The organism is Paenibacillus sp. FSL F4-0243, assembly GCF_037963295.1.
Lineage (GTDB): Bacteria > Bacillota > Bacilli > Paenibacillales > Paenibacillaceae > Paenibacillus_AQ.
The window spans coordinates 6,200,662-6,212,459 of sequence record NZ_CP150151.1; the positions used below are offsets into that span (position 1 = coordinate 6,200,662).

At 41.6% G+C, this 11,798-nt stretch carries 14 protein-coding genes; 1 reads left to right on the forward strand and 13 read right to left on the reverse strand.

Going from position 1 to position 11,798, the window contains the following annotated elements; genetic code table 11:
- Positions 1-16 precede the first annotated feature (16 nt).
- The 3 genes from NSS87_RS27405 to NSS87_RS27415 form a co-directional block, all read right to left on the reverse strand.
- Entirely contained in the window at positions 17-760 is a 744-nt protein-coding gene (locus NSS87_RS27405) for a thioesterase domain-containing protein (RefSeq protein ID WP_052404434.1), read from the reverse strand.
- On the reverse strand, positions 760-1,455 hold the full coding sequence (locus NSS87_RS27410) for a 4'-phosphopantetheinyl transferase superfamily protein (protein ID WP_339243564.1): 696 nt from the start codon (positions 1,453-1,455) through the stop codon (positions 760-762). Before NSS87_RS27410 ends, NSS87_RS27405 begins: the two co-directional genes overlap by 1 nt.
- 245 nt (positions 1,456-1,700) lie before the next feature.
- Positions 1,701-2,174: a CcdC protein domain-containing protein gene (locus NSS87_RS27415; RefSeq protein ID WP_042192000.1), complete on the reverse strand. Its 474-nt coding sequence runs from the start codon at positions 2,172-2,174 to the stop codon at positions 1,701-1,703.
- Between the two features lie 291 nt (positions 2,175-2,465).
- Here NSS87_RS27415 and NSS87_RS27420 point away from each other — a divergent pair, with 291 nt between their 5' ends.
- Positions 2,466-2,636 (forward strand): hypothetical protein, encoded by a 171-nt coding sequence (locus NSS87_RS27420; RefSeq protein WP_156113190.1) that lies wholly within the window; start codon positions 2,466-2,468, stop codon positions 2,634-2,636.
- Positions 2,637-2,699: 63 nt separating this feature from the next.
- Here NSS87_RS27420 and NSS87_RS27425 read toward each other — a convergent pair whose 3' ends face one another.
- The 10 genes from NSS87_RS27425 to NSS87_RS27470 all read right to left on the reverse strand — a co-directional run bounded on the left by NSS87_RS27425 (position 2,700) and on the right by NSS87_RS27470 (position 11,267).
- The gene (locus tag NSS87_RS27425) at positions 2,700-3,317 is read right to left on the reverse strand and encodes a dihydrofolate reductase family protein (RefSeq protein WP_339243566.1); all 618 of its coding nucleotides are present in this window, start codon (positions 3,315-3,317) and stop codon (positions 2,700-2,702) included.
- A gap of 33 nt (positions 3,318-3,350) precedes the next feature.
- On the reverse strand, positions 3,351-4,349 hold the full coding sequence (locus NSS87_RS27430; protein ID WP_042192005.1) for a globin-coupled sensor protein: 999 nt from the start codon (positions 4,347-4,349) through the stop codon (positions 3,351-3,353).
- Positions 4,350-4,587: 238 nt separating this feature from the next.
- On the reverse strand, positions 4,588-5,211 hold the full coding sequence (locus tag NSS87_RS27435) for a nitrite reductase (RefSeq protein ID WP_042192007.1): 624 nt from the start codon (positions 5,209-5,211) through the stop codon (positions 4,588-4,590).
- Between the two features lie 32 nt (positions 5,212-5,243).
- Positions 5,244-7,676, reverse strand: coding sequence for a heavy metal translocating P-type ATPase (locus NSS87_RS27440; protein ID WP_339243567.1), 2,433 nt, complete (start codon positions 7,674-7,676; stop codon positions 5,244-5,246).
- A 206-nt stretch (positions 7,677-7,882) separates the two neighbouring features.
- Complete coding sequence (locus tag NSS87_RS27445) at positions 7,883-8,212, reverse strand: four-helix bundle copper-binding protein (protein ID WP_042192011.1); 330 nt, start codon at positions 8,210-8,212, stop codon at positions 7,883-7,885.
- 104 nt (positions 8,213-8,316) lie between these two features.
- On the reverse strand, positions 8,317-8,553 hold the full coding sequence (locus NSS87_RS27450; protein WP_042192013.1) for a glutaredoxin family protein: 237 nt from the start codon (positions 8,551-8,553) through the stop codon (positions 8,317-8,319).
- A 108-nt stretch (positions 8,554-8,661) separates the two neighbouring features.
- Positions 8,662-8,982: a metal-sensitive transcriptional regulator gene (locus tag NSS87_RS27455; protein WP_042131123.1), complete on the reverse strand. Its 321-nt coding sequence runs from the start codon at positions 8,980-8,982 to the stop codon at positions 8,662-8,664.
- Between the two features lie 73 nt (positions 8,983-9,055).
- Positions 9,056-10,066, reverse strand: coding sequence for a cation diffusion facilitator family transporter (locus tag NSS87_RS27460; protein WP_339243570.1), 1,011 nt, complete (start codon positions 10,064-10,066; stop codon positions 9,056-9,058).
- 238 nt (positions 10,067-10,304) lie between these two features.
- Positions 10,305-11,021 (reverse strand): purine-nucleoside phosphorylase, encoded by a 717-nt coding sequence (gene deoD, locus NSS87_RS27465; RefSeq protein ID WP_149644832.1) that lies wholly within the window; start codon positions 11,019-11,021, stop codon positions 10,305-10,307.
- Positions 11,022-11,135: 114 nt separating this feature from the next.
- On the reverse strand, positions 11,136-11,267 hold the full coding sequence (locus NSS87_RS27470; protein ID WP_339243571.1) for a hypothetical protein: 132 nt from the start codon (positions 11,265-11,267) through the stop codon (positions 11,136-11,138).
- Positions 11,268-11,798 lie beyond the last annotated feature (531 nt).

Genomic DNA, 11,798 nt, shown 5'->3' on the forward strand with positions numbered 1-11,798 from the left:
GAAATTGAAACCTCCTTTATTTCCCAGGTATAGCAACCCGGAAGATCCTCTCCAAATATAAGGCGATATAAATTTTCATAATGACGTCATCCAACGATTCGTTAATAAAGAAATGATTACCCGGAAAAATACTGGTGCGGCACTGTCCCGTAGTCGTCTCCCCCCAGGATTGAAGGTCTTCAAGTGTAACCTGGACATCCCTTTTTCCTCCGAATGCACTGATGTTGGCTGAAAATTTGGGTCGGTCTAATCTAGGTTGATACGTCTCGACTAATTTAAAATCGGCTCGTAGAATCGGGAGAAATAACTCGCGAAGCTCTGTATGCTCCAACGCCTGTCTAGTGGTCCCCCCGTAGTTGAGCACTTCCTGTACAAACTCCTCATCAGATAGCATATGAAAGTTATGATTAGGCGAGGGGATAAAAGGAGATCTTCTACCTGAGAAAAAAATATGCTCCGGCCCCGGCAGCCCCTTCTCTTGCAGCTTGTGACATAATTCAAACGCGATCAGACTGCCCATACTATGCCCAAATATCGCATAGGGCTCATACAACTCAGAGCTGATACTCTGATACAAATCTTCAACGGCTTCTTCCATATTTTCATAAAAAGGAAGATTCGACTTGCGACCTCTTCCGGCTAGTTCCAGCGGAATAAAATCCATATCATTCTTATCCGGTATCCGCTTCTTCCAGCGTTCATAAGTGACTGCAGAACCGCCCGCGTATGGAATACAGAACACTTTTATATGATTCATCATTACGCCAACTCCAATTTAGGATAGTAAAAATCATTTAAACTCCACAACTTCAACTGCCCTGGTATGCTCTTGGGATGGCAGCAAACAGCACATTGATAACCAGTTATGTCATTAAAGGTCTCAAAAGCCCAATCTTCCAGTAAATGATTCTGTATGTAACATTTGAACCTGCTTTCTTCCTGACTTTTTTGAATAGAAAAGGATTGTAAAGGGATCGACATCCCCTTCCCCAAAGCCTTGATATAGCTCTCCTTCAAGGTCCATAGCTCGTAGAAGCGATTAGGATATTCATGCGAATCTGCTGCCAGATAAACTTTCTCTTCTTCCGTGAAGCATAGATCTCCAATAGCGGGAGGTAAGGAATGACATTGTTCAATATCCGTTCCAATCGGCTGCTCGTCGAGAGCACATGTGACCCAATCACCGGAGTGACTAATGTTAAAATGAATGTTCAGTCCGCTAACCTCTGGCTTACCATAAGGGCTTTCCTGGAACTGGATGCGTCTAACCGGCTGTCCAATTCTGTCGGCAATCACTGTTTTGGCAAGGAAAATACCTGCAAGCGAACGCTCCGCATCTTCCCTTCTATAGAAGCTAGAAATCCGTTTGCGCATACCAGCATCAATTGAAAGCAAAAGATGTAGATATTGCTGTTCCGGAATGCCACCTTCTATGTGTAAAGCGTGCAATTCCATATCACTCACATCCTTTTCTGAAAATCATCCTATAGCCGAGTTTGTTTCTTTCTTAAGTCAATCTTACAACAGCCTATCAGACCTTTCACCGAAAACCACCCCTGGTTTAACCACAAACCTTTTGCGCTTTTACGAGCCAAGTACCGCAATTATGTTGGTTCATAAATTGTCCAGTTGCGTGGTCCAGTTGCCCATAAGAAAAGACCCGCATTCTACCCGCGGATCCTTTGTTAAAACAAGTATCGTTATTCCATCGAAACGTCTGATTTAATCATCTTTTTAAACTTCAGATAACTGGCTAGTCTCCATGGAATGATGTAGGACGACGCGACGATAAACAGCAGCACAGCCATATTTTGCGGTTCAATCTGGAGAAGATAACTTCTGAGAATAACACGCAAGATCAAGATCCCTACGAAAAAGTAGAGAAAACCTATGTTCCTCTTGGTGTAAATTCGGCCATCCCTTTTCTCATAAGCCGTTGTAATAATCAGCGGAACCGAGAAAGCTAATCCTACAAGTATAGCCAGCAGTGTTTCATTCTGTTGAAGATGTACCTGACCGTTTAGCAGCAGCAGTAGGCCAGGGCTTAAGAATAGAATCGGCAGCATAATCCTAAACGCTCTTTTTCCCATAGGCCTATGTTCCGACATTAGTCTTCTCAGCACAATAATTGCAGCGACACCCAGCATAATGCTTAACATAAAGTTACTATTCATTTTGCAAAGCTCCTTCCACGTAATATGCATCACTGGAATAAAGTGTATCTTATTATTTATAGCTTTACACCGAAAATCATTGTGGTAAAAACCGCAAATTTTAAGCTTGTGACCAGCAAAAAAAGGGATGCCCCAGCATCCCTAGAGGAAGGGGTCTAAGCGGTAGAAGCACCGAAAGCAGCCATTGGCATCTGCCAACGTTCTAATGCAATCGAAGCCCCCCCTGTCAAGGTCTGGCATAAAATTCAAACTACCTTCTCATACTATGGGGAGAATATGGAGGTGAATGTCATGCCAAAAAATAACGCCAGTCCCAAAGGTGAACCAGGCAAACATCAACCAAGTAAGAAAAACAATGCACAGAATAACAATAACTTTAATGAAGCGGCTCAGATGGTAAACATCGATAAAGCTGCCGATTATGTTCCCAGCTTAAACGGTGTTTCCAAAACCGACGTCTAAACCGCACTGTTAAACAAAAAAACACTCCTCAGAATATTCTGAAGGAGTGTTTCATTTCAAAGATTATATGCGATACGTTAAGCCTACTACACCGTTACTGTAAGCTTTTGAGTCCACAAGATGAAGTGGGACTTGATTCGTGATCTCGTCAAAAAGACGCATGCCAGAGCCAACGACTACGGGGCAGATATTAAGCCTAAGCTCATCTAACAATCCATTTTGTAATAGGGATCTGACTAATTTCGGACTACCAGGGATCTGAATGTTCTTTCCAGGCTGTTGCTTTAGCTTCATTATTTCCTCGAAGAGCTTGCCCTTGATCAGGCTCGCAGGTTGCCATTCGAGCATGTCCTCCGTAATCGTACTGGAGACCAGATATTTGTCAGAATGGTTCAGGAATCTTGCCATGGGTAGATCGTCACTCTGATGCTGCCAGAACTGGGCTAACATCTTGTAAGTACGTGTTCCAAGCAATACAGTATCCGCCTGTGCAACACCCGCAGCAATCGTCTCATTCATTTCATTACTCCCCCACTTCTTAGGTGAGGCTTCAAGCGAGTTTACCACTCCATCCAGCGACATAAATAAACCTGCCACAATCTTTCTAGATGAATTTTCTGCATCTTGTTCATGATGATCTACAGGCACACTCATCGCTCCTTGTACCAGAAATGAATACATAACATTCGATCCGCAATATGAGGACATGCTTGATTATTTCAAGTTTTCTAACTCGACGGTCACTTTTTCAATCAGATTCACGAAGGAGGCCAGTTCTTGAGAGCCCTTCACCTGATCTCTAGAATACATGGAATTGTGTTCCGATTCTTTTTTCACCTTGGACAGTGTGGAGTTGATATTATTCAGCTTCTCATCAATCGTTCCGATTGAATCTTTAGAGCGACGAGCTAACTTGCGTACTTCATTCGCGACGACTTCAAAGCCTCTACCGTACTCCCCTGCTCTTGCCGCTTCAATGGCTGCGTTTAAGCCCAAAAGATGCGTATGATCAGCAACCTCCCTAATCATTGTACCCACTTGATGAATAGACTCTACCTCTTTGTCAAGATATAACACAGTTTGATGTGTTTTCTCTTGATAATCAGCATTCTTACTAGCTAATTCCTCGATGGATTCACTGCTATCTTTCAGTTGAACCATTAAGGATACTAATTCTTGAACCGCAGAACTAACACCTGTAAGCAAGTGGTTTTGCTTTTCTAATAAATTTTCTATTTTTGCTTTTTCATCGACTTCGTAGGCTTCCAGAACCAACTGTGAATCCAGATTAAACATCTTGGTTAATGCATGAATGACGGGTTTCCAATCAGTCGGTAATATCCGTTCAAAATAAGCTGTAGCGAGATCCAAATATAATATGTAAGTGCCCAAATACCAATTTGTTGTCAGACCAATACGCGAGTGAATTTTACCTATAAGCAGTCGTCTTTCAATAAATGCTTCATCAATCACACCCGATGCCATGGATAAAAAATACCACTGCTGCGTTTCCTTCAATCGATCAAGCGTACTGTGCTGTTCAATGATGTGGAGTAGCTCAGGTTCCTCTATCATCTGCTTATACAATTCATCTACAAGGGAGCTTACGATTTGCTTGAATTCTTTCTCCTTACTTTTCAATACATTTAAATCAGCCTCAGTAATCCCAATATAGCTAACTTGCTGTTGTCGCTCTGAACTAAGATTGATCATAATTTGGTCAACTTCCCTCTCATTCTGTTTATATAATGATCATCGCATCTTCCATGCCATCCCCTATGGCATCTATTTATCTTGATAATAAAGGTATTATTTTTATAAATTTTAACACTTTATTTACTTAAATAGTTTATTAATTTTACAAACTTTGCATTTCGTAGCATTATTCTTAGATCACACTAAAAAGAGGAGCTCCTATAAAGGAAGCCCCTCTTAAAATTAAAACCTTATCCTACACAGCAACAACTTGTTGCAGCAATTCTATCGTCACCCGGTCAATGAACTTTCTGAATTTCTCTTTCCCTTTGGCGTTGGCCTTATAGTAGTTAATCAATGACAGAATCACTGGAATAAGTTGATCTTCACTTAGCCCTGATCTAAGGGATTGAGCGATTGAAGTCTTAAGCCCTTTTGGTTCTCCACCCACAAAAATCTCATAGGTATTACGCATTTTCACAACGCTAATGTCTTTCAACAGAGGCTCGCTGGTTCCGAGTGCACAGCCCGCATAACCAATCTTCAGTGGCATAGGTGTTTCAATCCCTGCGATGGACTGATTTAATTTCTGTGCAACTGCCAGACCTGCTTCCTCAGCCCCTTTACAAAAATTACAAGCAATCAGGCTTTTCGTGACAAAACCCGCTGAATATACTTCTAATCCTATACGCTCAAGTTGCTCCACAATCACTTCACGTTGTTCCAGAGGCACCTCCAAATAAAGCTGTTTAAAAGATGTCATTTCAATTTTTGCATTCGTTCCTAGAATTGCTCCTATTGTAGCAAGCTGCTCTGGTGTAAACAGGCTTCCCCCCACTTGAATTGGAGGTGCAACTGCGATTTTTGTGATCTCTCCCATATCCTTATCTCCGTCCTCATTCCTCTAGTGATTTAGTTACGGATCTTCACACGTTGCAGACGAAGTGCATTAAGAACAACGGAAACCGAACTGAGAGCCATTGCCGCACCCGCTACCCACGGAGCCAAGAAACCAAGTGCTGCAATCGGAATGCCAAGTGAGTTGTAGCCAAGTGCCCAGAATAGATTTTGTTTAATATTAGTCATTGTTTTACGACTCATGTAGATAGCGTCGGGAATACTGGATAGATCGCCTCGCATTAAAGTAACATCCGCAGCTTCCATAGCCACGTCCGTACCGGTACCAATGGCCATCCCAATATCTGCAGTTGCGAGAGCTGGAGCATCATTAATACCATCGCCAACCATGGCTACTATCTTGCCTTGCGCTTGTAATTTTTTCACTTCCTCCGCTTTTCCTTCTGGAAGCACTTCAGCGCGTACATGGTCAATGCCAACTTGAGCTGCGATCGCCTTTGCCGTACGTTCGTTATCTCCGGTAATCATGATGACCTGGATTCCCATTCCTTTCAAGCGACTGACAGCAGCCTGAGAGGTTTCTTTAATGGTGTCCGCAACAGCTACCATACCCACGTACCCTTTATTTATAGCCACAAGCATTGCTGTTTTACCGGATTCTTCTAAAGTAGACATGATGTTATAAGCATGACTTGCCTCTACACCGTATTTGTCCATGAGACGCCGAGTACCAATTAACAGCTCTTTGCCTTCCACGACAGCCTTGATTCCAAAACCCGGTATGGCTTCAAAAGATTCTGTCCCTGGCAATTCAATATTTCTTTCCAAGATGCCTGCGACAATAGCTTCTGCAAGTGGATGCTCTGAATTCTTCTCAGCTGCACCCACCAGTCTAAGAAATTCTGTCTCGTTGCCTTCGACCAAAATATCGGTAAGCTCAGGTTTGCCCTTTGTTACTGTACCTGTTTTATCCAAGATAATCGTATCAATTTTATGTGTTTGCTCTAAATGCTCCCCGCCTTTGAACAGGATTCCCAGTTCAGCTGCACGTCCGGAACCAGCCATAATGGAGGTTGGCGTAGCCAGACCCAAAGCACAAGGGCAAGCGATAACCAGAATGGCGATTGCTTTTTCCAAAGCTCCTGCAAAATCACCCGGTGTTACGATAAAGTACCACACTAAGAATGCAATAACGGCAATCCCAACAACGATTGGAACGAAGATACCGGAGATGACATCAGCGACCCGTTGAATCGGAGCTTTCGAGCCTTGCGCTTCTTCTACCACTTTGATGATCTGCGCAAGAGCAGTTTCCTTACCTACTTTTGTTGCCTTAATTCGAAGCATGCCGTTTTTATTAATCGTCGCTCCAATGACGGAATCTCCGGCTTTCTTTTCAACAGGGAGGCTTTCTCCGGTCAGCATGGATTCATCTACCGAAGAGATCCCTTCCAGAACTTCACCATCCACAGGTACTTTATTCCCTGGACGAACAAGTACTATATCACCAGTAATAACTTCCTCTACAGGAATGCTTAATTCTTCACCGTCGCGGACAACTAAAGCTGTCTTGGCCTGCAAGCCCATCAAGGATTTAATAGCTTCTGATGTCCGTCCTTTTGCCAAGGATTCGAACAATTTACCCATTAGAACCAGCGTAATCAATACTGCACTTGTTTCATAATACATTTCTGGTCCATGATGCGCGCTCCCACCATTGACAGCCCAAACGATTGTTAAGTACAGGCTGTAAAAAAACGCCGCCGAGGTCCCGAGTGAAACTAGAACATCCATGTTCGCACTGCCGTTACGTAGCGCTTTATAAGCACCGATGTAAAATTGTTTTCCGATATAAAATTGAACCGGCGTTGCCAAAATCAATTGGAACCATGGATTCATAAAAAGATCAGGCAGCCATATCCACGAAGTGAAGGAAAAGTGGCTCACCATCGCCCACAGCAGTGGAAACGATAGAATCGCGGAGATCAGCAGCTTACGCTTTTGCTTGGATAAATCTTGTTGTCGCTGTTCCGCTGGGTCACCTTGCTCTTGTTTGGGAACAGCCTTGTATCCAAGCTTCTCCACCCGCTTCTGCATGTCAGGTACAGAAACTTCAACGGGATTATATTCGACATGTGCTGTTTCCATCGCAAAGTTCACACTGGCAGTGCTTACGCCAGGTAGCTTATTCAGAGTCTTCTCAATTTTCAATGCACAAGCAGCGCATGTCATACCTACAAGCTGTAAATCTACAGCTTCTTTAGCTGTGCTGTACCCAAGCTTCTGAATACTTGCTTCCATCTTACTAACGTCCACTATGTTTGGATCATAAGTCACTGTAGCCCTTTCCATTGCAAAGTTTACGTTGGCTTCACTTACACCTTCTAGTTTATTCAAGCCTTTTTCAATGCGGTTCGCACAAGCAGCACAAGTCATCCCTGTGATTTGTAATGAAGTTTGCGATTGTCCCGCCGCAGCAGTAGTCATTATATAAACACCTCTTCCACTTTTGTGATGATTTCCATTGTTTGCATCATCCTCTTCTTGATGTTAGTATACCCCCCTACCCTATATTATGTCAAGCGACAAGCTATACTCTAAATACTTAAAAAGGAGTTTTCTCAGTAACAGAAATCCTGTTTCTGAGAAAACTCCTTCATGAATCCGTCCTCTCTGAAGAGAGTCCTACTGAGTTAAGCGGCCATTTCACGGCAGATTTTCGCACAGGCAAAACATGCTTCTGCACATTGCTGGCAATGATCATGGTCATGCTTTTTACATTCGTTGCCGCAGGCTTCACAAGCCTCTGCACAAGCTAAACATAAGGCCTTGGCATATTTACTGTTCATCGACAGGGCATGTGCAGTGAATCCGCATATTTCCGCACATTCACGATCCAGGCGAATGCATTCCTTCATCATTCCAACATGATCTTCCTCCAAGCAAGATGAGTAACAGTGATTACAAGCCACCATACATTTTAAACATTCTTCAATACACGCTTTGTAGTTTTGATGTGACATCATAAAAGCTCCTCTCAAGATGTAATTTAGTATAGTCCCCTACTCTATATATACCCAATCGTGAGCTAACTTATCATGCTCAGAGAAATTGTCCGAACTGAACATTAGACATGCAGCTGTTTCTCAATTTCTTGACGATTGAACACAAATCCGAAAAACACCTGATTGTTAATGAAAATGGTAGGAACCAATCTTTTTCCCGTTCGATTAAATAACGTATCTGCATGGTCAGGATGATCTGCAATATTAAATTCAGTAAATGGAATATGATGCTCATTCAAGAACTTTTTAAAATTTCTGCAATCCTCACAAGTCGGTGTTGTAAATACCTCTACGTTCATATGGGTCGTCCTCCTTCATTATATTTTCTAACAACATTAGTATACCCCCCTATACTATACATGAATCTAAATAAAAAAAGGATTCCAACGAATCCTTTCTATTATCAATTATTTGATTAATTTATTGATGGTAATTAATAACTCATCTAACACTTCATTTTCACCATCTTGAATTCGTTCTACGACACAGCTCTTCATATGATGTTCTAACAAAAGCTTTCCTACGCCGTTCAAAGCAGATTGGACCGAAGAGATTTGATGCAGCACATCATCACAATAGGTGTCCTTCTCAATTAATCCCTTTAGCCCTCTTACTTGTCCTTCAATTCTATTGAGTCGGCTAACCAGGTTCTTTTTAGTCTTCTCAGAGTGATGACTTTTTCGTTCACCCGTGCTACATGATTCGTGCTCGTGCGTATGATCTTCCATGCACCAATCACTCCTTTCCATATAGTTTTATTATACTATAGCCCCCCTAATCTATTCAAAATATAAAATATAATTAGACTTTCATCACTTCATGGGATATCACCGATGTCTCAATTTGAATAGTAGTATGCTGGATTTTGAAGCGTTCCGCTATTAACTGAATGGCTTGCTGCAAAATACGTTGATCATCTTCCTGATCTTTGATTAAGAGATGGCAGCTTAGTGAATCAAGACCCGAGGTAATTGTCCAAATATGAAGATCATGAACATTTATAACGCCCTCGATATTCTCAAGAACTGCCTTCACCTCAGATGGATTCACTGTAATCGGTGTACCTTCCATAAGAACATGAACGGTATGTTTGATGATTCCCCAAGCACCTCTAAGAATTAATAGAGCAACTAGTACGCTTATAATCGGGTCAGCAATATACCAGCCAAAAATCATCATAACTAAACCTGCAATAATAGCCCCTACCGAGCCTAAAGCATCGCCAAGCACATGAAGATAAGCGCTGCGAAGGTTAATGTTATTCTTTACATCTCCTTTTCTCATAAGAGACCAAGCACTAGCAACATTGGCTAAAAGACCTATACATGCGATCAGCATCATAGAACCACTTGCAACCGTAGGCGGCTCGAAGAATCGGCCATAAGCCTCCACGATGATAAACCCAGCAACTACAAATAAGGTGACCCCATTCAATAGTGCCGCTAGAATTTCAAACCGATGAAATCCATATGTTTTATTGGGAGATGCAGGTTTAGTTGCAAACCAGACCGCTACTAGGCTTAATGCTAAGGAGCTTGCATCGTTTAGCATATGCCCACTGTCCGATAGCAGCGCTAAGCTGTTAGTGACCAGTCCGCCAAAAAACTCCAAAAACATAATTCCTACTGTAATTATTAATGCAATCATTAGTCCTTTTTTGTTTCCGCTAGGATCAAAATGATGATGACCGTGAGGCCCATGGGAATGATCATGTCCTGCATGGGAGTGATTGTGATCGCTGTGATCGTGATCGGAGTGTTGCCCGTCTACATGCTCAATCTGATGATTGTGATTATTCTTCTTGTCCTCCATGATTTACCTCCTATTTACCTTTAGCAAGATAGTATTAGTATGCGCGCGCAGTGGTATTCAAAAGCTCCAGATCATAATAACATATGAACAAGTGCTCATATGTTATTATGATCTGGATTTTTCTTCTTGTCAATAACGAACCTAAGGGTATATCCTCTTTAGTCTTGAAAACACAAAAAAAACACCTCTATACAATTTCTGTATAAAGATGTTTTAGTTTATCTTCCACTTCTTAATCTTAAAGAGAAATCGCTGCTTCTAATGCAACTTCCATCATGCTGTTGAAAGAATTTTGTCTTTCTTCTGCCGTGGTTACTGCATGAGTAACTAACGAATCTGAAATAGTAAGAATACATGCTGCTTGTTTACCTAATACTTTCGCATTATGGAACAATGCATAGCTCTCCATTTCTACACATACACAGCCATGTTCATTGTAAAATTCATTGTGGCCTGGCACGTTATCTTCATGATAGAATACATCGCTTGAATGAATTCTTGCAGTCAAAAGTGGCTTGTTAATACGTTTAGCCGCTTCTTCAATGACTTCGTTCAATTCTTTACTTGGCAGCTGTACGTCTCCTTCTACACCACTTTGCACATAGGCGTATGTAGATTCACTCCACGCACTATCCGCCAGTACCACATCAAATAAATTCAATTTATCTGTGTAGGCACCTGCACTACCGATGCGAATGATGTTTTCCACACCATAATTTTTGTATAGTTCATAAGAATAAATACCGATACTTGGCATTCCCATTCCCGAACCCATTACTGACACTTCTTTACCTTTGTAAGTGCCTGTATATCCAAACATATTCCGTACCGTATTAAATTGGGTTGGGTTCTCCAAATAGGTTTCTGCGATATACTTCGCTCTTAACGGATCTCCTGGCATTAATACTGTTTTGGCGATTTCACCATTTTGTGCTGCATTGTGCGGCGTTGACATAATTTATTCCTCCTAAGTTTGTTACTCAACTACTATCTTACTATACCATTCATGAATTTAAATATACGTTTAAAATATTCTTTTGTTTCAACAAAAAAAGAACTGATTCTCTTGCTACAATTTATTCGCAAACTCGTTAAGCTTTTGGGACATTATTTTTATTTTCTCAATAAATACAGAAGTATGCTGAACAGATCCAGCCTGTTCTTGTCCGATAGCCGCTATCTTCTCTATCGAATTAGCCATTTGGTTCGTAATCCCCTAAATCTGTAACATGGTTTCATTTATGTTTTGAGTTGAAGAAACGGTTTCCCGTGAAAATTTCCGAATTTCCTTAGCTACGACTTCAAAACCTCTTCCCTTCTCACCTGCATGAGCCGCTTCTATGGCTGCATTCAGCCCGAGTAAATTCGTTTGGTCAGCAAGCTTTTTAATAATCGATAGGACCTCTTAGTATTCTCCACATCTCTACCAGCTTATTGGGATTGAATAAGTAGCCTTTAATTCACTTTGTCTACGAATCTGAACTGCAATCCCGCCAATGACCTGACCGTTTTGATCATGAAGAGGTGTCGCTGTACCCGTAAACTCGAATCCATAGAAGTTGGCCGGAACATCGGACTTTAATGCTTGATTCTCTCGTATAGCTATGTAAAGCGGTTCTTCTTTGTTTAAAAGCTGTCCTTCGGTAATATTTAAATTATCCAGAAAAAGGTTTTTCCAACCGTGCTAAATTCTCAATTTTGCTTAATTCATATTTGAAATATGTATTCGAGA

Excerpts from the sequence above, each read along its gene's own strand:
- NSS87_RS27405 (WP_052404434.1), bottom strand. The coding sequence starts at position 760 with ATGATGAATCATATAAAAGTGTTCTGTATTCCATACGCGGGCGGTTCT.
- NSS87_RS27410 (WP_339243564.1), bottom strand. The coding sequence starts at position 1,455 with ATGGAATTGCACGCTTTACACATAGAAGGTGGCATTCCGGAACAGCAA.
- NSS87_RS27415 (WP_042192000.1), bottom strand. The coding sequence starts at position 2,174 with ATGAATAGTAACTTTATGTTAAGCATTATGCTGGGTGTCGCTGCAATT.
- NSS87_RS27420 (WP_156113190.1), top strand. The coding sequence starts at position 2,466 with ATGCCAAAAAATAACGCCAGTCCCAAAGGTGAACCAGGCAAACATCAA.
- NSS87_RS27425 (WP_339243566.1), bottom strand. The coding sequence starts at position 3,317 with ATGTATTCATTTCTGGTACAAGGAGCGATGAGTGTGCCTGTAGATCAT.
- NSS87_RS27430 (WP_042192005.1), bottom strand. The coding sequence starts at position 4,349 with ATGATCAATCTTAGTTCAGAGCGACAACAGCAAGTTAGCTATATTGGG.
- NSS87_RS27435 (WP_042192007.1), bottom strand. The coding sequence starts at position 5,211 with ATGGGAGAGATCACAAAAATCGCAGTTGCACCTCCAATTCAAGTGGGG.
- NSS87_RS27440 (WP_339243567.1), bottom strand. The coding sequence starts at position 7,676 with ATGACTACTGCTGCGGCGGGACAATCGCAAACTTCATTACAAATCACA.
- NSS87_RS27445 (WP_042192011.1), bottom strand. The coding sequence starts at position 8,212 with ATGTCACATCAAAACTACAAAGCGTGTATTGAAGAATGTTTAAAATGT.
- NSS87_RS27450 (WP_042192013.1), bottom strand. The coding sequence starts at position 8,553 with ATGAACGTAGAGGTATTTACAACACCGACTTGTGAGGATTGCAGAAAT.
- NSS87_RS27455 (WP_042131123.1), bottom strand. The coding sequence starts at position 8,982 with ATGGAAGATCATACGCACGAGCACGAATCATGTAGCACGGGTGAACGA.
- NSS87_RS27460 (WP_339243570.1), bottom strand. The coding sequence starts at position 10,066 with ATGGAGGACAAGAAGAATAATCACAATCATCAGATTGAGCATGTAGAC.
- deoD (WP_149644832.1), bottom strand. The coding sequence starts at position 11,021 with ATGTCAACGCCGCACAATGCAGCACAAAATGGTGAAATCGCCAAAACA.
- NSS87_RS27470 (WP_339243571.1), bottom strand. The coding sequence starts at position 11,267 with ATGGCTAATTCGATAGAGAAGATAGCGGCTATCGGACAAGAACAGGCT.